The sequence below is a fragment of the uncultured Oscillibacter sp. genome, from assembly GCF_947654275.1.
Classification (GTDB): domain Bacteria; phylum Bacillota; class Clostridia; order Oscillospirales; family Oscillospiraceae; genus Oscillibacter.
This window is the reverse complement of record NZ_CANTJS010000002.1, coordinates 49287-70930: the sequence shown is the minus strand read 5'-3', so window position 1 is coordinate 70930 and position 21644 is coordinate 49287. Positions and strand designations below refer to the sequence as shown.

The following is a 21644-nucleotide window of genomic DNA, read 5'->3' as shown; positions in this document are numbered from 1 at the left end:
GAAATTATTCGCCGGCCTGGAGATAATCCTTCAGGCTCATGAAGAGGTCGGTCTTCATGTCGATAAAGTCCTGATACTCGGCGGCGGACCGGCAGGCGGGGGTCAGGTTGGCTTCCTTCATGGCGTTGATGAATTCCTCGCTGCTGCACAGCTTGGTAAACTCGTCCACCAGGTAGTCATAGACGTCGTCGGGCACATTGGAGGAGCAGGAGATGGCGCGGTCCGCGCCGTCGATGAAGCCCTCATAGCCCAGTTCCTTGAAGGTGGGGACGTCGGGCAGGCCCTCGAAGCGCTCGTCAGCCATGATGGCGATGCCCTTGATGTTCCCCTCCAGAATGGCGTCGGCGCACTCGCCGGCGGTCAGGCAGGTGAGGTCGGCGTGTCCGCCCATGAGCTCGGAAATCTGGACGCTACCGGAGTCCACATGGATGCAGTCGTAGTTAATCTTCACGCCGGCGGCCTCCTCCAGCTTGGAGGTCCAGTCCAGCGTGCGGACGTGGCTGGAGGTTCCGAAGCCGGAGTCGTTGGCAATCAGGGTGTTGCTCTTGGCGTATTCCAGCAGTCCGGCCACGTCGTCAAAGGGGGCGTCGGCCCGGGCCACCAGGACGGCGGGGTCCGCGTTGGCGCAGATAATGGTTTTGAAATCGTCCACGGTAAAGGGGACGTCCTTCAGAATGGGATTGCTGATGCCGGAGGCCGTGAAGGTCAGCAGGGTATAGCCGTCGGGGGCGGCGGTGTTGGCCACATAGGCCTGTCCGATGGCGCCTCCGCCGCCGGGCTGGTTCTCCACAATAACATTCTTCCCGTTAAAATACCCGTTTTCCATGGCAATTTTCGCAATAATCCGGCCATAGATGTCGTTGCCTCCGCCGGCGTCGAAGGGGACGATCAGGGTGATGTCCTTCTCGGGGAAGGCCAGCTGGGCGCCCTGGTCTCCGGCGGCGTCGGAGCTGCCGGTTCCGGCGCTGCCGCCGCCGGACTGCTGGGTGTCTTTTCCGCCGCCGCAGGCTGTCAGAGCCAGGAGCAGAACGAGGCTGAGCGCGATTGCAAGAAACTTCTTCATTGTGATACCTCCATAAAATTTGTTTGTGAAAAGAGGAAGCCCTCTTTTGCGCATGGGAAAACAGACCCTGCTCAGCGGGCGTCGAGGCCCTCCAGCAGCTCCAGCAGCTCGTCCGCGCCGGGAATGTCGATGCTGTGGACGGCGTAGTGGGCGTATTCCACCCGGCCCTCCGCGTCCACGATGAAGAGGGCGGGCAGCTGCTGGGCCTCCCCCTCTCCGGCCTTGCGCCGGTAATTCCGGGCGGATACCGCCTCCTGCTTGGCCTTCAATTGGGCCAGGCCCTCCGGCGTGGAGGGCATCCGGTCCTCCTTGGTGGCGGTGGCGCGGATATCCAGCGCCTTGTAAAAAGCGTGCTTCGTGTCGCAGATCACGTCGAAGGGGACCTGAAGCTCCCCCTTCAGACCGGTGATGGACGCCCGGCTGCTTTGCAGCACCACATAGACCTGGGCGTCCTTGTTGGCAAAGCGGGCATACTGCCCGGCCAGCAGGTCGATGTCGTACTGGCAGAACCGGCAGCCGATGAAGCGCATGACCCAGAAAATCGTGTGCTTTCTGCGCTTGACCGCCTGTTTGGCGGTGCATGACTCCCCGGCGTAGGTCTCAAAGCTCAGGTCGGGAAAGAGCTCTCCGGCTGTAACTCTGGGCATGGGAAAGACCTCCTTTAAAAACGGGTTTGATACTGCTGGTAAATCTGATCCAGCCCCTGCTTCAAAACTGCGGTGGGGCAGCCAATATTCAGGCGGATGAAGTTTCTCCCCTCCTGGCCGAAGCCATCGCCCCGGCTCACCGCCACCCGGCACTCGTGAATGATGAAGCGGGCCAGCTCGTCGCCGCTGATGCCCAGGTCCGTGCAGTCCAGCCACATCAGGTAGGTGGATTCCGGTTCCACCAGCTTGATTCTGGGCATCTTCTCCTTCAGATAGCTCCGCAGGAAATCCACGTTTTTCTCCAGATAGGGCAGAAGCTGCTCCAGATAGTCCTCACACTGAGTATAGGCCGCCGTCAGAGCGGGAACGGCAAAGATATTCTGCTGAATGCTGCGGTTCATCTTGAAGCGGTCGTTCAACAGCTTCCTCAGGGCCGGGTCGGGCACGGCCACGGCGGAGCCCCGGAGCCCTGCGCAGTTGAAGGTCTTGGAAGGCGCATAGCAGGTGATGATGTTCCGGCGCATTTCCTCGCTGCCCAGCATGCCCATGGGGGTGTGCCTGTGGCCGTACAGCATCAGGTCGGAATGAATCTCGTCGCAGATAACCGTCACGCCGTTTTCCGCGCAGATGGAGGACATTTCCGTCAGCTCCTCCGGCGTCCAGACCCGGCCCACGGGGTTGTGGGGATTGGAGATAATCATGAGCTTGGCCCTGGGGTCCGCGGCCCGGCGGCGCAGATCGTCGAAGTCGATGGTATAGCGCCCGTCCCGGTAAATCAAGCTGTTGTCGCTGATTTCCCGGTGGTTGTCCTCAATGGCAAAGCCGAAGGGATGGTAAACGGGGCGGGAGATGATAATCCGGTCCCCCTCCTGGGACAGCGCCTGAATCATGGTGTTGAAGACGGGCACAATACCGGTGGCAAATACCAGCCATTCCGGGTCCATTTTCCAGCCGTGGCGCTTTTCCACCCAGTCCACAGTGGCCTGCTTGAAGTCCGGCGTGACAAAGGGATAGCCATAGACAGGATGCGCCGCCCGCTGAAGCACGGCGTCCACAATGGGCTGCGGACAGCGGAAGTCGGTGTCGGCCACCCACATGGGCAGGGCGTCGGGGTTTCCCACCCGGGGGCCCACATTGTCCCACTTGGAAGAGCTTGTTCCGCGGCGGTCGATGATTTCGTCAAAATCGTATTTCATGCCTTTACTCCTTATCCTTTTGTTCTGTTTATGCCGAGCGTGAGAGGGCGGAAGCCCCTTTGAAATCCTGCCGCCCGCCGGTACCCTGGGGATTTTGATAGTCCCATTATAAAGGGATTGTTTTTTCGACTCAAATACTTATATTTCACAGGGGTCATAGCTTTTTTGCACAAAGGACGGGACCCTGCTTGCAAGCAAAGCGTGCAGATGCTATAATAAACGGCAGACACAGGGGCCGTCCGGCGGCTTTTGAAACGGGGGAATATGGATGACAGACCGGGAAATATCGTATGTATCCACCATCGCGCGGTGTGGAAGCATCACCAGGGCGGCGGAACAGCTGTTCATCGCACAGCCGTCCCTGACCCAGGCCCTGCACCGGATTGAGGCGGAATACGGAACCGTATTTTTCCGCCGGGGCCAGGGCGGACTGAGCCTGACGGAGGCCGGACAGGCCTATTTGAACGCCGCAGAGCGGATGAAGCAGACCTATCAGCGGATGGAGTATGAGATTGGAGAGGCCGCCGGCACCCGGCAGGGGCGCGTGACCCTGGGCATCACCCCCTTTCAGAGCAGAATGATTCTGCCGGGCCTGATCCGGCTGTACCGCCAGCGCTTCCCCATGATGGACCTGCGGCTTCTGGAGAACTCCTCCGCCCAGCTGGAGCAGCTGGCCTGGGAGGGCCGCCTGGATCTGGCGGTACTTCACAGGCCCTTCCGGGACTATGACCTGGAGTATATCTCCCTCTGCCGGGAAGAAATCTATCTGGCCGTTCCCCCGGACGACCCGGATTACCTGGCCGCCTCCGCAAGGGGGGACCCCCTTCCCGTCGTCACAGCGGAAATTATGTCCCGCAAATCCTTCAATATGCTGACCCCCAACCAGCGCAGCCGCCAGGTGGCGGACAACATCTGCACCGCCGCCGGAATCGTCCCCAAAATTCTCTTTTCCACCACCAGCTTCGCCACGTCGCTGGCCCTGACGGCGGACGGAATCGGAGCGGCCTTCGCCCCCAGGAGCTTCGCCCGCCACTACGCCAGGCAGTACCGTCCGGCGTTCTTTCGCTTTCCCCCCGCCTGGAACGCCAGCTGGGAGCTGGTGGCGGCCTACGCCCCCAATCTGCCGCTGTCCCAGCCCTGTCTGGAGCTGGCCAGAATCATGCAGGAATGCATCGCGTCTATGCCGGAGGTATGCCCATGAACACCACACTGCTTCGATACGCCGTGGAATATGCCGCCTGCGGCTCCGCCCAGAAGACGGCGGCACGCCTGGGAGTCAACCGTTCCTCCGTCACCCGCAACATCAAGCGGCTGGAAGAGGAGCTTGGCGCGCAGCTGTTCATCACCACCGGGGACGGCCCGGTGCCCACCAACTTCGGGGAAATCTGCCTGCGCTACGCCCGCGAAATCCTGAAGGAGGAGGAGAACCTGCGGTTCGACTTCGCCGGCGACGGGGTCTACAGCGGTTCCATCGACATCGGCATGGGATCCAACCGGTCTCAGCAGGTGCTGCCCTTCGTCCTGCCGGAGTTTCACCGCCGCTATCCCAACATCTCCGTCCAGCTCCATGAAATCAGCACGGCAGATCTCTCCATCGGGCTTCTGAGCCAGCGTCTGGACTTCGCCGTCATCAGCCAGCCGGCCCTGAGCCGGGGCATCGTCTTCGAGCCGATGATGACGGAACGGCTGGTGCTGGTGGCCCCCCGGGAAGACGCCTTTGCCCGCCTGTACTGCTATCAGAAGGACGGCAAGCGCTATGTCCATCTGGAGAAATTCCGGGACAGGCGCTTCATCCTGGGCTTTCCCGGCCAGAAGAGCCGGGCGGTCTGCGACCAGGTGTTCCGCCGGGCCGGCTATGAGCCCCAGGTAATTTTTCAGACCCGGAACAACTACACGGCGGCTATGCTGGCCTATGACGGTCTGGCCTATGCCCTGGTGCCGGAGAGCTGCACCCGGACGGAGCAGGGCCCCATCGAGCACTATCAAATGGACCCGGAGCTGGAGGCCAGCTGGGCCATCGGCATTGCCACCCTGAGAGGAAAGAGCCTGTCCCACGCGGCGGAGCAGCTGAAACGGCTGATGCTGAAGGCCCTGGACGACCGGGCGGAATCAAAAGAGAATCAGGAGAAATGAGGATGAGAATTGAAAGCGCCCTGCCGGGGCGCTTTTTTTCGCCTGTGCAAAAAAGCAATAGCAGGCACGCAGAAACAATATTGGACTTTCATTTACCCTTATATTACCCTTATCTTATCCTCTATTGAATTGAAGACGGTTCGAGGAACGAAACGGACCGAATCAGGAAAGGCGGGTATATATGGGGACCCAGAATCAGGCGGCCATTTCACAGAGAATCGCAAAGTTCGCGCTGTCCTCCAGACTCTCGGAGATACCGGATGCCGTGGTGGAGTACGGGAAGCTGCTTTTGATGGATACCTTCGGCGTCGCCATGTCCTGCCAGGACATGGACCACGTGAAGGCCATCCGCGGCGCGCTGGCGGAAATGGGCTTCGCGCCCCGCTGCACGCTGTGGGGCACGGAGGAAAAGGTCCGCCTGGCGGATGCGGTTTTGTACAACAGCGCCCTGATTCACGGCGCCGACTATGACGACACCCACGTGGGGGGCATCGTTCATCCCAGCGCGGCGGTGGTGAGCACGGCGCTGACCGTGGGCGAGGAGTGTGGGGCCACCGGGCGGCAGATGATGGAAGCCATCGTCGCGGGCTGGGAAATCATCATCCGCCTGGCTCTGGCGGCAAAGGGCCGGTTTCACGACGTGGGCTTCCACGGCACCGGCATCGTCGCGCCCTTCGCCGCGGCCTGCACGGCGGCCCGCCTGCTGGGAGACAGCGAAGAGACGCTGGTTAACGCCCTGGGCATCTGCGGCAGCCAGGCGGCGGCCTTGCAGGAGTTCCTGCGGGACGGCAGCTGGGTGAAAAAGATCCACCCCGGCTGGGCCGCCCACAGCGCCGTCTACGCCCTGGGCCTGGCCCGGAACGGATTCACCGGCCCCCGGGAGGTGTTTGAGGGGGAGTTCGGCCTCTGGAACACCCACTGCGGCGGCACGGACGGCCTGGAAGAGTTTTTGGCCGGCGCCGACCTGGGAGAGGTCTGGCGCACCACGGAGATCACCGTCAAGCTGTATCCCGTCTGCCACATGACCCATTCCTTCATCGACTGCATGCTGTCCTTGCAGCGGGAGGAGGGCTTCACGGCGGAGGAAATCGACTCCGCGGAGTGCCGCATTGAAAGCCGCTGCTACCCCATTGTCTGCACCCCCAGAGAGGCCAAGACCCGGCCCAATACCGATTATATCATGCGGTTCAGCCTGCCCTATGTGGTGGCCATGGCGGCGAAAAAGGGCCGCGTCAGTCCCTGGGAGATAGATTTGAGCTATGCCCGGGACCCTGGCATTCAGAGCCTGATGGACCGGATTCAGTGCGTGGACGACGATTCCAAGCGCAACCCCGGCTACTTCCCCGGCTTCCTCACCGTGACGCTGAAGGACGGGCGGCGCTTCGTCCGAGACCAGCGCTATGAAATGGGCACCCCCCAGAATCCCCTGGACCCCGCCGCCGTCCGCAGGAAATTCATGGACAACCTGGCCCCCCTGTACAGCGCCGGGCAAATCCAGCGCCTCGCGGAGCTGATCGGGCGCTTTGAAACTCTGTCCGGAGCCGGGGAGCTGACAGCTGCCCTGCGCCGCTGAAAGCCCCTGCAATAAGCAGCCATAAGCAAATCGGAAAAACCGGCAAATTTTTATGATAGGAGATATGAACGATGGGACAGACACTTGTTGAAAAGATTATCAGCAAAAACATGGGCTACCCCGTAAAAGCGGGGGAAACCGTTGTGGTCAACGTGGACTTCGCCGCCCTCCACGACGGGTCCGGCCCCCTGCTGGTCCGGCTGATGCAGGAACGGGGCTATGACAAGGACCCGGTATTCGACCCGGAACGGGTGCTCTTCGCCAACGAATTCGGCCCGGAGTCCACCAAAGAGGTGGCCAACGAGCACGCCCTGTGCCGGCAGTACGCCCTGGGCCACGGCTGCCACTGGGAGGAGGGCGGCACGGGCCACGTCCACGCCCACGTTTACGAAAACTTCCTGAAATGCGGCACGGTCTGCATCGTGGGCGACTCCCACACCACGGTCCACGGGGCCTACGGCTGCTTTGCCACAGGCTGCGGCTCCACGGACATGGTGGCGGTGACCCGGTTCGGGCAGACCTGGATCAAGGTTCCGGAGACCTTCCGAATCAACGTCACCGGCGCGCTGCCCAAAGGCGTGTACGCCAAGGATATCATGCTGAAGCTGGCCGGCATCATCAAGTCCGACCAGGCGATTTACAAATCCCTGGAATTCCGGGGGGACACCATCTCCTCCCTGTCCATGGAGGGCCGCCTGACCATCACCAGCATGGGCGTGGACGTGGGGGCGAAAAACGCCATCATGGAAACGGACGAGCACACCCGGGAATATCTGAGGAAATTCGGCCGGGAAGAGGACTATGTGGAGATTCGCGGCGACGAGGACGCCGCCTTTGAGCGGGTCATTGACATCGACGCCGCCGCTCTGGAGCCCCTGGTGTCCAAGCCCCACTATGTGGAAAACGTGGACCTGGCTAAAAATTGCAGCCGCGAGCACGTGGACCTGATTTACATCGGCAGCTGCACCAACGGCCGTGTGGAGGACCTGCACGTGGCCGCGGAGATTCTCAGGGGGAAAAAAGTAGCCAGGGGCACCCGCCTTCTGGTCATCCCCAACTCCTCCTATGTCTTCAAGGAGTGCCTGCGGGACGGCACCCTGCTGACCCTGGCGGAGGCCGGCGCCATGATCGAGGCCCCCAACTGCGGGCCCTGCATGGGCGTGCACCAGGGCATCCCCGCGGACAACGAGGTGGTGGTCGCCACCCAGAACCGCAACTTCAAGGGCCGCATGGGCAACCCCACCGCCAGCATTTACCTCTCCAGCCCCGCCACCGCCGCCGCCACCGCCCTGACGGGTTATATCACCGACCCCCGGGAAGTCATGGCTTGAACGATTCGGAAGGAGTAATTGATTATGATTAGAGATTCCATTCAGGGCAGGGCCTGGAAATTCGGCTCCAACGTCAGTACGGACTCCATCGCCCCCGGACGCCTCATCTCCCTGCGGGCCAACCCCCAGGAATACGCCAAGCACGTGCTGGAGGACGCCCGGCCCGACTTTGTCCAGGGTGTGAAGGCGGATGATTTCATCGTTGCGGACCGCAACTTCGGCTGCGGCTCCAGCCGGGAGATTGCCCCCATCATCATCAAGCTGGCCGGCGTGGGCGCGGTGCTGTCCAAGTCCTTTGGCCGTATCTTCTACCGGAACGCCATTAACAACGGCATGCTGCTCATCGAATGCGACACCGACCGGATTGCCGAGGGCGACGAGCTGGTTGTAGACGTAAAGGGCCGGGTCATCCGGAAGACCGGCGACCCCGATTTTGAAATGCCCTTCACCCTCTCGGAGAAGGAAGTAAAAATCATCAATGAGGGCGGCCTTCTCAACTACATTGAGAAGTACAACTCCCTGGATATCTGAGATATGGCGGAGGAACTGAGAGCGCTTGCCCGGTTTGCCTGCCGGTTCCGGCTGGAGGACCTGCCGGAACCGGCGTTGGACGCCGCCCGCCGCTGCGTGGTAGATAATCTGGGCGCAGCCCTGGGGGCGGCGGAGTCCGGCGAAATCCGGGCCATCGGACAGGAGTTTCAACGCTGGACGGGAACAGGCGGGGAAACCGCCGCCGCCTGGGGCCAGGGCCATCGGACCGGCTTTTTCAGCGCGCTGATGATAAACGGGCTGCTGTCCCACGAACTGGAGCTGGACGACGTCCACACCGGGTCCAAGTCCCACGTGGGCGCGGTGGTGATTCCCGCGGCCTGGACTCTGGCCGACGCACTGAATGCAGACGGCCGGAGGTTTCTGGAGGCCGTCGTCGCGGGCTATGAGGTCATGGGCCGCGTGGGCCTGGGGATGGACGTGGCCAGCAACCGCAAACGGGGCTGGCACACCACAGGGGTCATCGGCGCCTTTGGCGCCGCTGCCGCCGCCGCCCGTCTGCTGAACCTGGACGAGGACCGGACCCTGAGCGCCTTCGGCATGGCGGGAACGCAGGCCTGCGGCCTGTGGGCCTTCTTGGCGGAGGGGGCCACCTGCAAAAAGCTGCACCCCGCCCGGGCCGCCGTCAACGGCGTGTCCGCCTGTCTCCTGGCCAGGGCCGGCATGACCGGTCCGGTCCACATTCTGGACGCGGAGGACGGGGGGCTCTACCCCGCTGTCAGCGACCGCTTCGACATGGCCCGCCTGACCGCCGGACTGGGCCAGGGCTATGAAATCACAAGGATTGACAAAAAGCCCTACCCCTGCTGCCGAACCACCCACCATGCCATTGACGCCGCCCTGCGCCTGCGGGAGGAGCGGGGCCTTCGCCTGGAGCAGATTCGCTCCGTGCTGGTGGAGACCTATGAGGTGGGCGTCCTTCAGTGCGGCTTTTCCAAGTACCCGGAGAGCCCCGTGGAGGCGAAATTCAGCATTCCCTTTACCTGCGCCGCCGCCTTCGCCCGGGGCCGGGTGACTCGAGGGGAGTTCAGCCGGGAGCTGCTGGAGGACCCCCAGGTCCGCCGCGTGGCAGAGGCCACAAGCGTCATGGCCTGCGAGGACTTCACCCGGCGCTATCCCGAGCGCTGGGGGAGCCGGATGACCGTCACCCTGGAGAGCGGGGACATTCTGACCTGCCAGATAGATGATATGTCCGGCAGCGTGGCTGCGCCGCTGTCCCCGGAGCGGGAGCGGGACAAGTTCCTGGACCTGGCGGTTCCGTCTCTGGGCCGGGAGCGGGCGGAGGCGCTTTTAGGGGACCTCGCCCGGCTGGAGCGCCTGGAGCGCCTGCCGGATCTGGCCTGAGGGAGAGACGCGCCCTTTTCGGCATGGGGAGACCGGCCGGACGTTTATAAAGAAAAGGAGTGTGCGCCATGCTGTTTTGCGCGTCCTGCGCCGTGAAGAACTGCGGCAGGCCCATGGGAGCGGAAGGGGACTATCCCGGTGGCTGTCCCTCCCTGGACCCTGTGCTTTCGGAGGCGCTGGAGAAATACCGGGACCCGGAGGAGCGCCTGATGGCACGGCAGTCCGCCGTGACGTCCCCGGACCACGGCGAAAGCCGGCTGCCGAAGACAATTCGCTTCGCAAAGCTCTGCGGGTTTCAAAAGCTGGGGCTGGCCTTCTGCATCACGCTGAAGGACGAGGCGGCCCAGGTGGACAGAATTCTCCGGCAGGAGGGCTTTCAGGTCTCCAGCATCATCTGCAAGGTGGGCCACGTGTCCCGGCAGGAGGTTCTGGGAGTCGGCGGCAGCTGCAACGCCATGTGTAATCCCATTGCACAGGCGGAGCTGCTGAACCGGGAAAAGACCCAGCTCAATATTGTGCTGGGTCTTTGCGTGGGCCATGACTCCCTGTTTATCAGGCACTCCGAAGCGCCGGTGACGGTGCTGGCCGCCAAGGACCACGTTTATGACAACGCCCCTCTGGAGTATTTGAAGCATCACTGAAACAAAAAACAGCCGAGGGCGGCTGAGGTGAGGAGGCATGTGGGTTGCTGCTGCGCCTGTTGATTACGGCGGCCCTCGGCGCGGCGGGCGCCTGGGCGCTGTATAAGTTCCGGGTGCCCGCCGGGGCCATGGTGGGCGCCATTCTGCTGGTGGGCGTGTTTCAGATTGCCACCGGCTGCGGTTATTTTCCAAAGGTCGTCAAGCCCTGCGTCCAGGCCGTGGCAGGCGGCTTTGTGGGCCAGCGCATCGGCCGGAGCGACCTGAAGGAGCTGCGAAAAATTGTCAGGCCCTCCCTTCAGCTCTTTACCGGCATCGTCTGCCTGTCCTTCTGCACGGGCCTGCTGATTCACCACACGTCGCCGGTGGACACCGCCACGGCGCTTTTGTCCTCCATGCCCGGGGGCATCACCGATGTGGCCCTGATTTCCGCCGACGTGGGAGCGGACCCGGCCCAGTCCACCGCGCTGCAGCTGGTCCGTTACCTGATTGCGATTTTGATTCTCCCCCAGGCAGACGCACGCATCTGCGCCCGCTGGGCCCCCTCCGGCGGGAGCCCATCCGCCAAGGAGGTCCCCCAGGGCGGCCAAACGCGCCGGGGCAGGCGGCAGACCGCCGTTACGTTGGCCATTACGGCCCTGGCTGGAGCCCTGGGGAAGCTGAGCGGTTTTCCCGCCGGGGCCATGGTGTTTTCCATGCTGGCTGTGGCGGCCTATAACATCCGCACCGCGGAGGCCTATCTGCCAAAGCCCATGAAGCTGGCGGCCCAGTGGCTGGCGGGCATCAGCATAGGCGTGACCATCACCCTGGGGGATATCCTGCGCTTCCGGGAGCTGGGAATCCCCGCGGCGCTGGTTGCCGTCAACTGCGTGGCGGTCAACTATGTCCTGGGGCTGCTGCTGTACAAGACCGGCGGCCTGGATCTGGCTACCAGCCTGTTCGCCTCCGTACCGGCAGGCATGTCGGACATGGCTCTGGTCTCCCTGGAACAGGGCGGGGAGGCCCCCAAGGTGGCCGTGCTTCAGCTGGTGCGCTACCTGTGTGTCATGGCCTTTATGCCCGGCCTGATTAAGTGGTTCGCCGGATGGTATCCCTTTTAGAAGGGCTGGTGTTCCGCAGACTTGCGGATAAAACCCCCGCGCACATCCTGGCGAGCATTTTTCGCCGGGACCTGCGCGGGGGTTTTGCTGGCGTATGGGGGCGGCTCTCCCCGGGTTTCTCTCATGCTCCTGCGGCTCAGGGGCCTTAGCGCCGCCCTATGAAACAGATGCAGCCGCTTCTGTTCAGCGCCGGGGCAGGCCGCGACGTACACAGGCGGCGCTCAAAATGAGACGGCCTCCTGCGGACTGCCGGTGAGGAGGCCCTTCAGACGCCTCCGGTTTTCTGAAAGCTCTTTCTGCAAATTTGAAAATTTCATTTGATATTTGAAAGGATTTCCTTTATACTGGCGGACAATGGAGGCACGCCGAGGGGGGCTGCCGTCAGTCCGGCAGGCTTGCCGCCCATTCCCCTCGCTCCCAAACGTATCCGCAGAACCGCTTTAAGAACCTGTATTCACAACCGCTGAACGATGTCTGAACGGTCTTTTTTCTGCCATACTGCGTCGATTTCCCTTGCAATCCGTCAGGATTGCAAGGGCGCAAAAGATCTCCTTGTCTGGCAGGAAAAATTCCCGCCCATCCAGCATCCCCCAGCTATGAATACAGGTTCTAAGGGGCGTTCCCTTTGTATGCCCCGACTTTTTCAGGAGGACTGTATGCCCAACACACCGCCGCGCTGTCTGATCAAGCGGGATTTCCGCTCTCTCTTCACCGGGGAAAACGTGCCGCAGCTGCTGTATGTCACCCACGTCCGCACCCTGGACCAGGTCTGTCCCCGTATCATTCACGCCCACGAGGATCTGGCGGAGGTCGTTTTAATCCGCGCCGGAAGCGCGAGGTTCCGGATTGGCGAGACCGCTTATGAGGTCCATGCCGGGGACCTGCTGGTTTACAACAGCGGCGTGGTCCACGACGAACGCTCCGGACAGGAAAACGCCCTGGACAGCTACTGCGTGGGAATCGGCGGGCTTCGGATGCCCGGTCTGCGGGAAAACGCCCTGATTCCCGACGGCGTCCCGCCCGTCTGCCCCATGGGCGACGAGGCGGAGGACCTGGGGCTGATTTACGACATGATGTACCGCTATCTTGCCGCCGACCGCCCCGGCTGCGAGGCCCTTTGCCATCATCTTTTGTTGGCGCTCCTCAGCCGGGTGCTCCAGCGGTTCGGGGACGCGCCGCCTCAGCAGCCCCAGCCGGAGGCGGGCGCTCTGGGCCGGGAGATTCAGGAGTACATGGACCGGCACTTCCGGGAGGCCGTCACCCTCCAGGATATCGGGAAGGCCCTGCACCTCAGCACCTATTATCTGTCCCATGTCTTCAAGGAGGCCAGCGGCTACGCCCCCATGCAGTATCTCCTCCGCCGCCGGATTGGCGAGGCGCAGAACCTGCTGCTGACCACGGACCTCTCCATGGCCCAGATTGCGGAGCAGGTGGGCTTTGAGACGCAGAATTACTTCAACGCCCAGTTTTCCAAAATCGTGGGAATGCCGCCCCGCAGATACCGTCAGGACTATCTGGACAGGCAGCTGAAGTCCCCCGAACAGCCCTCTTGAAAAACGCCGCAGACGGTTCTCTTCCGTCTGCGGCGTTTTCCGTTCCGCACCGGGGCTCTCCGTCTCTCAGAGCCTGTTTAAAATCTCAACGTGTGCGTATTGGCGAGGGGATTTTTTGTCCTGCAAGGCAAAAATCCGCAGGCATCCTGACGGATGGCAAGGATTTTTAACGCAGTCAGGGCGGAAAATACGCTGTCAAGACGTGTGGGGGGAGATTTTAAACAGGCTCTCAGCCGGCGGAGGGCACGGGCGGCGTCCAGTAGTGCTGATTGTACAGGTCGGTGAAGCGGTAGCAGGCCCGGACGGAGCCCTCCAGGGGCACGTCGCTCACCGTCAGGGGGGCCTCCGTCACCGTCAGAGGCTCGCCCAGGAGATAGCTGTCCTGGTAGTCCCCGTCATAGCTGTAGTAATCGCAGAGGAACTCCAGGGTGTCCCCGGGGCGGAGCTCCGTTTCGCTCTTGGCCACGGTCTCCGTCTCCCCCGCGGCGTACACGGCCCGCACGCCGGCCACATATCCATCGGGGCGGTCGTTGTCGAAGGTCAGAAGCAGCTCCGCCCGCTCCCCGTTCAGCAGCACGGGCGCCCGGCCGGTGATGGCGTAACTGGTCCCGTCGTCCACGGTGGCGGTATGGTAATAGGCCACCGGCTGTCCCTCAATGGCCAGCCAGGCCTGCTCCACGTCCCCCAGCAGGCCGCCGTCCCCGTCAAACCGGAAGACATTGTCCAGCCCCAGGTCGATATAGCCCTGGCCGTCGTCGTAGAACAAATTCAGCTCCAGGTCCTGGACCAGGGACCACTGGGCTTCCTCCAGGCGGAGCACAGGCGCGCCCTCCGCTCCCTCCTGCCACAGCAGGGCGTCCGCCGGGAAGCGGTGGTCCGCCAGGTATTGGGCAGTCTCTTCCGTGCTCAGCGCCCCGGCGCTCAGGAAATCGGTATTGCCGCTGTCCAGGCCGGAGACCCGGTCAAAGCCGCCGCCCAGGAAACCGGCCAGCAGATTGGCGATGTCCTCCCCGCCGCCGGAGGCCCCCAGCAGCTGCCCCATCAGGGCAGGCAGAGGCGAGGCCGTGCCGCCGGAGGCGGCCTGACCGCTGACCTCCAGACTGGCAAAGGCCCGGATGCACTGGATATAGCCGTCGTCCAGGCCGATTTCCCGGTAGGTGGAGGCGGCCCGGTCCACGGCGGAGGACGAGCGGTAGGGGAAATAGACGGACACGCCGTAGGCATTGGTCATGTTGGAGGAGGTGCGGTTGTACTTCACCGCCCCCAGAAGGGCCTCCGCCAGGGCTGCGCCCTCTCTAGTCCCCAGATTGCGGGCCAGGTGCACCAGGTCCACCTGGTCGATTTTGCTGGAGCGGGCAAACTCCCTGGCTCCGCTCCGGGCATTGGAGACAGTCTGGTAGTCCCGGTCCCGGATCAGGCCGAAGGTGGAGCTGGAAAAGTCCGCCAGAGCCTGGGGAACCGTGGCCTCCAGCTCCGCCAGGTCGATGACGGAGAGGGTGGTGAGCTGTCCGGGGCATTTGGCGGCGCAGGTGTCCACAAAGCTGTCCACAATGCTCTTCCCCACCTGGACGGTGGGCTGGGAAACGTTTTGTCCGAAGTCCGTGAGCCAGTCGGTATAGTACCAGCCCACCCCCGGCTCCGTCTCCTCGGAGGCAATGAGGTAGTCCGCATAGCGGGTGAGGGTCAGGGCGGTCTCCGCTGTGGCCATCAGGCAGGCGTCGAAGCCGATGAAGTCGAACTTCACCCCGGCGTCCTCCAGGGCCTCGTCCAGACCCGCCAGGCTCATGGAGCCGGTGGAGGCAAATTTCTCGTCATAGCCGTAGCCGCTGACGGAGCCCCCGCCGTGGTCCCACAAAATGAGCGCGTACCGGCTGGCCGGGTAATTCCCGGCACACCAGCGGATATATTCGGACAGCGTCGCCGGGTCGGTCATGGAGACGCTGCCCAGGTCCTTCCGGAGGCTGACCAGCTTCCCGTCCCGCACCTGCCAGATCTGATTGACGGCGCTGCTGACCGCCTGGTTCTTCCAGGCCTTGCAGCCGCCGGTGTACACCAGCAGGTTGATATCCCTCCCGAACCGGGCGTCCAGCATCTCCTGAAGGTCGGCGGTGCCCATGCCGCTGCGGGATTCCAGGGCGGTGTCCCTGCCCTCCCCCGCCAGGGAGGTATACCGGGGCCGGGCCTCCGGGTGCACCGTCTCGTCCAGGCGGCCGGTGTTGGGCTGGCTCTGCCAGCCGGCGGAGACGCTGCCGCCCCCCAGACCGCCCAGCACCGAGGCCCAGTCCGTGCCGCCGCCCTGGGACGTCTGAGATGTCTGGGGAGGTTGGGACGTCTGGCCGCCGGAGGCCCCGCCTCCCAGCAGAGCGGTCACGCCGCCGCCTCCGCCCAGCAGCAGCGCCAGCAGCAGCACAATCAGCCTCATGCCGCCCCCGCCGCCGTTCCGGGAGCCGCCGCCGCTTTGCCGCCGGCCCTCCCCTCCTGCCGTTCCGCCGCCCGGTATGCCGCCGCCCACCGGGCCGGTTCCCAGTCCCTCGCCCCGTCTCCGGACCGTTTTGCCGGGGCCGGTCACCCGCCGTTCCCGGCCTCTGGGCCTGTTATTCTCCATATCTGATGTTCCTCTCTTTCTCTCTGCCTGGAAAGGTCTCCGGTCAAATCCCCTGTCCCCTCACGGAAAAGCGGAAAACCGTCTCCTCGCTGTAGAGCGCCCCGGCCTTGAGAACGCAGGAGGGGAAATGCCCGTAATGGGGCCCGTCGGGGAAGCGCTGGGTCTCCAGGCAGAAGCCCCAGCGATTTCCGTAGGGCGCGCCGCCCTTGCCGGGGATGCAGCCCTCCAGGTGATTCCCGGTGTAGAACTGAACGCCGGGCTGGGTGGTCAGAACCTCCAGCTGAATGCCGGTGGCCTCGCTCCAGGCCAGGGCGGCGGGCCGCAGGAAACCGGCCTGGCCGTCGATGGCCCAGTTGTGGTCATAGCCCCCGGCGAAGGCCAGCTGGGGGAAATCCTCGTCGATGCTGCGTCCGATGGGCCCGGGAACCCGAAGGTCCATGGGGGTGCCCTCCACCCTCAGAACCTCGCCGGTGGGGATGGATAGGGTGTCGGCGGGGGTGTAGAAGGAGGCGAACAGCTGAATGATCTGATCCGTCACCGGGCCGCTGTCATGTCCCGCCAGATTGAAATAGGTGTGGTTGGTGAGGTTGCAGAGGGTGTCCTGGTCACAGGAGGCCAGATAACGGACGGACAGGCCCTCCTCCGTCAGCTCATAGGTGACCGACACGTCCAGCGCGCCGGGGTAGCCCTCCTGGCCGTCCGGACTGGACAGCTTGAGAACCAGCCGGGTTTCTCCGGCGTCTCCCACGGTCCACACCTGCTTGTCAAAGCCCCGGAGGCCGCCGTGGAAGTGGTTGACGGCGTTGTTGTTGGCAGCCAGGGGATAGTCCCGCCCGTTCAGGGTGAATTGGGCCCCGCCGATGCGGTTGGCAAAGCGGCCCACAACGGCCCCCATGAATTTGTTCTGGGTCTGGTAGTCCCCGATGCTGTCAAAGCCCAGCGCCACGTCCACAGGCCTGCCCGCCCGGTCCGGGACCCGCAGGGCCCGGAGGGCCGCGCCGTAGGTGAGAATGTCGCAGGAGAGGGCCCCCTGCCGCAGGGTGTACTGTTCCACGGGCACGTTGTCCCGGGTCACGCCGAAGGAAGTTTTTTCCGCCATATGTATTTCATCCTTTCTGTTTGTTCCGGCCGCCGGCTCCCGCCTCCGGGGAAGCGGGACCCGGGCGTTCCGGCTCTGTTCGTCCTCAGCATAGCACAGCCGGCCCGCCCGGTCAACCGGACTTGTCATGAATGTCCCCCCTTTCTCATAGGATACAGCGTCGCAACGGCAAAACCGCAAAGGGGGATCACCATGAAAAAAGGAATCGGGAAAAGACTCGGGGGCTGTCTCGCGGCCGCCCTGCTGCTGGCCACCGCCGCCCGGGCCGTGGAGGTTCAGGCGCCCTCGGCCCTGCTGATGGAAAAGGAGACGGGCACGGTCCTCTTCGCCAAGGACGAGCACGTCAAACTGGAGCCCGCCAGCGTCACCAAGGTCATGACCCTTCTGCTGACCATGGAGGCCATCGACGGCGGCCAGCTGAGCTACGACGATATGATTACCGCCTCCGCCCACGCCTGTTCCATGGGCGGGTCCCAGATCTGGCTGAAGGAAAACGAGCAGATGAGCGTCCATGACATGCTCAAGGCCGTCTGCGTAGTCTCCGCCAACGACTGCGCCGTGGCCCTGGCGGAGACCGTGGCCGGCAGCGAGGACGCCTTTGTGGAGCGGATGAACCAGCGGGCGGCGGAGCTGGGCATGAAGGACACCACCTTTCGGAACGCCACGGGCCTCCCGGCGGAGGGCCATGTCACCTCCGCCCACGACATCGCCCTCATGAGCCGGGAGCTGATTCTGAACCACCCGGACATCCGCCAGTTCACAACCATCTGGATGGACAGCCTGCGGAACGGGGAATCCCAGCTGGTGAACACCAACCGCCTCATCCGCTTTTACGACGGGGCCACGGGTCTGAAAACCGGCTCCACCGACAGCGCCCTCTACTGCCTTTCCGCCACGGCGGAGCGGGAGGGCATGGAGCTCATCGCCGCCGTCATGAAGGGGGCCACCTCCGCCCAGCGCTTCGAGGATGCCCAGACCCTTCTAAGCTACGGCTTCGCCAACTACGCTCTGCGGAACATCACCCCCGACGCCCCGCTGCCGCCGGTGCCGGTGGAGCTGGGCACCCAGGCCACCGTCCAGCCGGTGCTGGCGGAGGGAGGCACGCTGCTGCTGGAGAAGTCCAGGGCCGGAAGCCTGGGCCAGTCGGTGACGCTGGAGCCCTCGGTCCCCGCCCCGGTGGCCCTGGGGGACCAGCTGGGAACCCTGACCGTCACCTCCGGAGAGGAGGTCGTGGCGGAGCTCCCCCTGCTGGCGGGGGAGGAGATTCCCCGGATTACCTATGGGCAGATGCTGGCCCGGCTGCTGCGCACCGCCTTTCTGGGCGCGGCCTGAAAACCGGCTTCGACGGGTTTCGCTTGTCCGGGACGGGGCGGCGTGATATACTTGCCGGAACACAACACGCCCCGGAAGAAAGGATGTACATATGATGCTGGATGTGACGCTGTTCCGTGCGCAGACCTTCCTGCCCCTGCCCTATGAGGCGGCTCTGGCCCCCCGGCTCAGGCGGGTCCGGGAAAAGCTCCGGTCGGAGCCCTGGGTCCGCCTGCCGGCCCGGCAGGCGGAGGAGACGGACCGGCTCCGGGCCGCCGCCGCAAGGCTCCGGGCCGGGTCCCGAGTTCTGGCGGTGCTGGGAGGGGGCCCCGGCCCCAGGGGGCTGGCGGAGTGCCTCCGCGTCCCCGGAGCGGGGCCGGAGCTTTTGTTCCTGGACAGCGGAGACGCCCCGGAACGGGTCCTGCCGGCTCTGGAGGAAGCGGATTTCTCCGCCGCCGTCATGCCCGGCGCGGAGGAGGACCCGGCCCTGTGCCGTCTGTCCCTGGCGCTCCGCTCCCTGCTGGAACGGCGCTATGGGCCGGAGGAGGCCCGGCGGCGCTTCCTCTCCTTTGAGGAGGGGCCGGAGCCCCTGCCCTGGAGCGGCTGGGAGCTTTTGAGCACGGCGGGGCTGCTGCCCGCCGCCGCCGCTGGGGCGGACGTGGATGCCCTGCTGGCGGGAGCGGCGGAGATGATGGAGCTCTGCGGGACAGACTCCTTCGAGAATCCCGCCTGGCGCTATGCCTCCATCCGCCACCAGCTCTACCGCTCTGGCCGGGCCGCGGAGGTGCTGGCGGGCTACGGGGACCCCTCCCTCCGGGGTCTGCTGGAGTGGAGGCAGCGGCTGTGCGCCGGCAGCGAGGCCAGAGAGGGCAAGGGCCTGTTTCCCGCCTGGGCCCTCTATCCCCAGGACCTCCCCACTCTGGGACAGGCCATCCGGGGCGGCCGGCTGCCGGTCTTCGAGACGGTCCTGGTCCTGGGCGAGGCGGACAGGCTCCGGTCCCAGGAGTCCCTTCCGGGCCGCAGCCCGGAGGGTGTGCCCCTGGTCCTTCTGAGCGCCCCCGGCAAAACCGCCGGCACGCTGGGGGCTCTGGTCAGCTTCTTTCAATACGCCTGCGGCCTCTCCTGCGGGCTGCTGGACGTGGACCCCTTCCGGACGCCGGAGGCGGCGGAACGGGAGCGGTTTTTCGCCCCGGATCCCGCCAGGGAACCCAGGCTGGCCGGAAAACTGTGAACGATTTGGCAAATTTCAGTTTTTGCATTGTTTTTTTCTCGGGAGTGTGGTATCCTGAATGCAGAAGTCTCCCCCCAGCAATATACTAAAATGACAGGAGTGATTTACCATGGTCAGACTGATTATGGGCATGAAGGGTTCCGGCAAGACGAAGCAGCTCATTGAACTGATCAACAACGCGGCGAAGGACGAACCGGGAAATGTGGTCTGTATTGAGGCCAACCGGAATATGACGTATGATATCCACTATCACATCCGCCTCATAGACGCGCAGGAATACAAGCTGAACAACTACGATCTCTTCCGCGGCTTTATCAGCGGCCTTTATGCCGGAAATTACGATATCTCCCACGTGTTTATTGACAATCTGTGCAAAACCGTCGGCCACGGCGCGGACGCCGAAACCGAGGGCTTCCTGAATTGGCTGGACACGTTCGGTGAGCGAAACAACATCAAATTCACCGTTACCATCAGCGCCGATCCCTCCGAGGCCACCGACGGGATGAAGCGGTTTCTGTAATATCTGACCGTCTGAGCGTCATCTATGCGCCGGGCCCCCATCGCAGTTCGATGGGGGCCCGCTTGTTCTGCCCTCCGCTCAGGGCATGGCCTCCGCCGTCTCGGCCATGACGCCGCTGAGCTCCGACAGGCAGAGCTGCTCCACGCCAAACAGCCGGGCCAGCCGGACCCGCTCCTGAATGGCCGGGCCGTTGAGATACCAGACGGTGAGGGTGCTCCGGGGGGACTCCAGCTGGGAATAGGCGCTGGCATAGCGGCCGGAGTAATAGGTCCGGGTATCCGGGTCCTCCAGCAGCTTCTGAATCTCCGTGCCGGTGAGGGGCTCCGCCGCCTCATCGTCCTCCCAGGCGGTTCCGGAGGCGCTGACCATCAGGCTCAGCTTCCCGGCGTCCACCAGGCCCCGCATCCGGCTCAGGGCGTAATAGACCTCTTCCAGAGGCTCCGGCGGCGAGGTGGGCGTGCCGCCGGCGCTGCTGCCCGCCGGGGAGCTCACCCGGAGAATCACCCTGTCCGCCGCCTCTCCCAGGGCGGCGTAGTCATATCCGGAGATGGTCCCCTTCCAGGCGGGGGCCTCCACAATGATGTACAGGAGCTTTTCCCCCAGTCCCTGCCGGACCGCCTCCACAACAGCGGTCAGCTCCTTCCGCTGGGGGGTGGTGGTCAGGCCGGAAATCTCCAGGGTCAGCCCGTCGTACTTCCCGTTCTTCACGGCCTCCAGCAGCACGTCCGCCATTTCCCCGGCGCCGCCCTCCCGGAGCTGGTAGGGCCCTCCGGAGACATGGAGCAGCTGCCGGGCCCCGGACGTCCGGGCGAGGTCCCGGATTTCCTCCAGCTCTTCGTCCTCCAGGCTGGGGGAAATCTGGGGAGCCCCGTTGTAAACCAGACGGGCGGCGGAGATGGACACGGACTCATAGCCCTTCAGGCCGGGCAGGTCTTCGGCGGAGGAGATCAGGCCGGTCCGGCTGCCCCCGCCGGAGTGAATCTTGTCATAGAGGCGCATGAGAATCACCGCCGCGTGTTCCCGGGTGATGGTGTCGTTGGGCGAGAACACGGTGACGGAGGTGCCGTCCATCAGACCCAGGCCGTAGACCATGGAGATATAGCCGCTGTTGGCCCGCACGTCCTGGAAGGGATGGGGAAAATCCTGGACCAGTCCGGCAATAGTGCCGTAGCCCAGGGCCCGGACCAGCATAGAGGCCGCCTCGCTGCGGGTGATGAGATCGTCTGGCCGGAAGCCGCCGTTCTGGTCGGTGATGGCGCCCTCCCGGTAGGCGATTTCCACCGCGCCGGCATACCAGGCGTCGTCGGAAACGTCCTCATAGACCACTCTGGGGGGGATGGTGGGCTTCCAGCCGAAAAACCGGCACAGCACCACCACAAACTCGGCCCGGGTCATCTCCTTGCCCACGCCGAAGAGGCTGCCGCCTTCCAGATAGAAATAACCCTGTTCCACACAGCGGCGGATGTCCTCCTCCGCCCAGAACCCGGCGGGCACGTCGGACGGGGCGGCGGCGGAGGCCGTCAGAACGGGGGCCAGCAGGGCGCAGAGAACCAGGCCCGCCAGACTGGCGGACAGCCGCCGGAATTGTCGCTTCATCGTTCCATCGCTCCTTTCAAATCCTTTTCCGCGGGGCACGGCCCGGCGGGAAAATCCAGCTCATTTTAACAGATTTTTCCCCTTTCGTCAAACAGGTCCTGTCGAATCCTGAAAAAGCCGGGGAAATTCACCGGGAAGCGCCGGAAAGCAAGCGA

At 64.0% G+C, this 21644-nt stretch carries 18 protein-coding genes; 12 read left to right on the top strand and 6 right to left on the bottom strand.

Annotated features, from left to right (window positions below):
- Positions 1 to 4: 4 nt before the first annotated feature.
- The 3 genes from Q0063_RS00945 to Q0063_RS00935 all read right to left on the bottom strand — a co-directional run bounded on the left by Q0063_RS00945 (position 5) and on the right by Q0063_RS00935 (position 2906).
- Positions 5 to 1063 (bottom strand): tripartite tricarboxylate transporter substrate binding protein, encoded by a 1059-nt coding sequence (locus tag Q0063_RS00945; RefSeq protein ID WP_297870088.1) that lies wholly within the window; start codon positions 1061 to 1063, stop codon positions 5 to 7.
- Positions 1064 to 1134: 71 nt separating this feature from the next.
- Positions 1135 to 1710 (bottom strand): redoxin domain-containing protein, encoded by a 576-nt coding sequence (locus Q0063_RS00940; RefSeq protein WP_297870087.1) that lies wholly within the window; start codon positions 1708 to 1710, stop codon positions 1135 to 1137.
- Positions 1711 to 1724: 14 nt separating this feature from the next.
- Entirely contained in the window at positions 1725 to 2906 is a 1182-nt protein-coding gene (locus tag Q0063_RS00935) for a MalY/PatB family protein (RefSeq protein ID WP_297870086.1), read from the bottom strand.
- Between the two features lie 268 nt (positions 2907 to 3174).
- Here Q0063_RS00935 and Q0063_RS00930 point away from each other — a divergent pair, with 268 nt between their 5' ends.
- The 9 genes from Q0063_RS00930 to Q0063_RS00890 all read left to right on the top strand — a co-directional run bounded on the left by Q0063_RS00930 (position 3175) and on the right by Q0063_RS00890 (position 13127).
- Entirely contained in the window at positions 3175 to 4107 is a 933-nt protein-coding gene (locus Q0063_RS00930; RefSeq protein ID WP_297870085.1) for a LysR family transcriptional regulator, read from the top strand.
- Positions 4104 to 5039, top strand: a complete 936-nt coding sequence (locus Q0063_RS00925) for a LysR family transcriptional regulator (RefSeq protein ID WP_297870084.1) — start codon at positions 4104 to 4106, stop codon at positions 5037 to 5039. The genes Q0063_RS00930 and Q0063_RS00925 overlap by 4 nt, the downstream gene beginning before the upstream one ends.
- A gap of 181 nt (positions 5040 to 5220) precedes the next feature.
- Positions 5221 to 6612, top strand: a complete 1392-nt coding sequence (locus Q0063_RS00920; protein ID WP_297870083.1) for an MmgE/PrpD family protein — start codon at positions 5221 to 5223, stop codon at positions 6610 to 6612.
- 71 nt (positions 6613 to 6683) lie between these two features.
- On the top strand, positions 6684 to 7943 hold the full coding sequence (locus Q0063_RS00915; RefSeq protein WP_297870082.1) for an aconitase/3-isopropylmalate dehydratase large subunit family protein: 1260 nt from the start codon (positions 6684 to 6686) through the stop codon (positions 7941 to 7943).
- 24 nt (positions 7944 to 7967) lie between these two features.
- Positions 7968 to 8474, top strand: a complete 507-nt coding sequence (locus Q0063_RS00910) for a 3-isopropylmalate dehydratase (protein WP_297870081.1) — start codon at positions 7968 to 7970, stop codon at positions 8472 to 8474.
- A 3-nt stretch (positions 8475 to 8477) separates the two neighbouring features.
- Complete coding sequence (locus Q0063_RS00905; protein ID WP_297870080.1) at positions 8478 to 9836, top strand: MmgE/PrpD family protein; 1359 nt, start codon at positions 8478 to 8480, stop codon at positions 9834 to 9836.
- Between the two features lie 68 nt (positions 9837 to 9904).
- Entirely contained in the window at positions 9905 to 10477 is a 573-nt protein-coding gene (locus tag Q0063_RS00900; protein WP_297870079.1) for a DUF1847 domain-containing protein, read from the top strand.
- 44 nt (positions 10478 to 10521) lie between these two features.
- Positions 10522 to 11574, top strand: a complete 1053-nt coding sequence (locus Q0063_RS00895; RefSeq protein ID WP_297870078.1) for an AbrB family transcriptional regulator — start codon at positions 10522 to 10524, stop codon at positions 11572 to 11574.
- Positions 11575 to 12230: 656 nt separating this feature from the next.
- Complete coding sequence (locus Q0063_RS00890; RefSeq protein ID WP_297870077.1) at positions 12231 to 13127, top strand: AraC family transcriptional regulator; 897 nt, start codon at positions 12231 to 12233, stop codon at positions 13125 to 13127.
- 229 nt (positions 13128 to 13356) lie between these two features.
- Here the strand turns inward: Q0063_RS00890 and Q0063_RS00885 are convergent, their stop codons facing one another.
- Positions 13357 to 15732, bottom strand: coding sequence for a clostripain-related cysteine peptidase (locus Q0063_RS00885; protein WP_297870076.1), 2376 nt, complete (start codon positions 15730 to 15732; stop codon positions 13357 to 13359).
- Positions 15733 to 15775: 43 nt separating this feature from the next.
- Positions 15776 to 16831, bottom strand: coding sequence for an aldose epimerase family protein (locus Q0063_RS00880; protein WP_297870075.1), 1056 nt, complete (start codon positions 16829 to 16831; stop codon positions 15776 to 15778).
- Between the two features lie 192 nt (positions 16832 to 17023).
- Between Q0063_RS00880 and Q0063_RS00875 the strand changes: the two genes are divergently transcribed.
- The 3 genes from Q0063_RS00875 (at position 17024) to Q0063_RS00865 (ending at position 19893) form a co-directional block, all read left to right on the top strand.
- Positions 17024 to 18163 carry a D-alanyl-D-alanine carboxypeptidase family protein gene (locus Q0063_RS00875; protein ID WP_297870074.1) on the top strand — a complete coding sequence of 380 codons (1140 nt, stop codon included), beginning with the start codon at positions 17024 to 17026 and terminating at the stop codon, positions 18161 to 18163.
- A gap of 91 nt (positions 18164 to 18254) precedes the next feature.
- Positions 18255 to 19373, top strand: coding sequence for a hypothetical protein (locus Q0063_RS00870; RefSeq protein WP_297870073.1), 1119 nt, complete (start codon positions 18255 to 18257; stop codon positions 19371 to 19373).
- 109 nt (positions 19374 to 19482) lie between these two features.
- Positions 19483 to 19893, top strand: coding sequence for a hypothetical protein (locus Q0063_RS00865; protein ID WP_297870072.1), 411 nt, complete (start codon positions 19483 to 19485; stop codon positions 19891 to 19893).
- A gap of 78 nt (positions 19894 to 19971) precedes the next feature.
- Here Q0063_RS00865 and Q0063_RS00860 read toward each other — a convergent pair whose 3' ends face one another.
- The gene (locus Q0063_RS00860; RefSeq protein WP_297870071.1) at positions 19972 to 21489 is read right to left on the bottom strand and encodes an S-layer homology domain-containing protein; all 1518 of its coding nucleotides are present in this window, start codon (positions 21487 to 21489) and stop codon (positions 19972 to 19974) included.
- Between the last annotated feature and the right edge of the window lie 155 nt (positions 21490 to 21644).

Coding starts and splice junctions, on each gene's coding strand:
- Q0063_RS00935 (WP_297870086.1), bottom strand. CDS start 2,906: ATGAAATACGATTTTGACGAAATCATCGACCGCCGCGGAACAAGCTCT.
- Q0063_RS00920 (WP_297870083.1), top strand. CDS start 5,221: ATGGGGACCCAGAATCAGGCGGCCATTTCACAGAGAATCGCAAAGTTC.
- Q0063_RS00900 (WP_297870079.1), top strand. CDS start 9,905: ATGCTGTTTTGCGCGTCCTGCGCCGTGAAGAACTGCGGCAGGCCCATG.
- Q0063_RS00925 (WP_297870084.1), top strand. CDS start 4,104: ATGAACACCACACTGCTTCGATACGCCGTGGAATATGCCGCCTGCGGC.
- Q0063_RS00860 (WP_297870071.1), bottom strand. CDS start 21,489: ATGAAGCGACAATTCCGGCGGCTGTCCGCCAGTCTGGCGGGCCTGGTT.
- Q0063_RS00865 (WP_297870072.1), top strand. CDS start 19,483: ATGGTCAGACTGATTATGGGCATGAAGGGTTCCGGCAAGACGAAGCAG.
- Q0063_RS00885 (WP_297870076.1), bottom strand. CDS start 15,732: ATGGAGAATAACAGGCCCAGAGGCCGGGAACGGCGGGTGACCGGCCCC.
- Q0063_RS00890 (WP_297870077.1), top strand. CDS start 12,231: ATGCCCAACACACCGCCGCGCTGTCTGATCAAGCGGGATTTCCGCTCT.
- Q0063_RS00905 (WP_297870080.1), top strand. CDS start 8,478: ATGGCGGAGGAACTGAGAGCGCTTGCCCGGTTTGCCTGCCGGTTCCGG.
- Q0063_RS00930 (WP_297870085.1), top strand. CDS start 3,175: ATGACAGACCGGGAAATATCGTATGTATCCACCATCGCGCGGTGTGGA.
- Q0063_RS00915 (WP_297870082.1), top strand. CDS start 6,684: ATGGGACAGACACTTGTTGAAAAGATTATCAGCAAAAACATGGGCTAC.
- Q0063_RS00940 (WP_297870087.1), bottom strand. CDS start 1,710: ATGCCCAGAGTTACAGCCGGAGAGCTCTTTCCCGACCTGAGCTTTGAG.
- Q0063_RS00870 (WP_297870073.1), top strand. CDS start 18,255: ATGATGCTGGATGTGACGCTGTTCCGTGCGCAGACCTTCCTGCCCCTG.
- Q0063_RS00910 (WP_297870081.1), top strand. CDS start 7,968: ATGATTAGAGATTCCATTCAGGGCAGGGCCTGGAAATTCGGCTCCAAC.
- Q0063_RS00880 (WP_297870075.1), bottom strand. CDS start 16,831: ATGGCGGAAAAAACTTCCTTCGGCGTGACCCGGGACAACGTGCCCGTG.
- Q0063_RS00945 (WP_297870088.1), bottom strand. CDS start 1,063: ATGAAGAAGTTTCTTGCAATCGCGCTCAGCCTCGTTCTGCTCCTGGCT.
- Q0063_RS00875 (WP_297870074.1), top strand. CDS start 17,024: ATGAAAAAAGGAATCGGGAAAAGACTCGGGGGCTGTCTCGCGGCCGCC.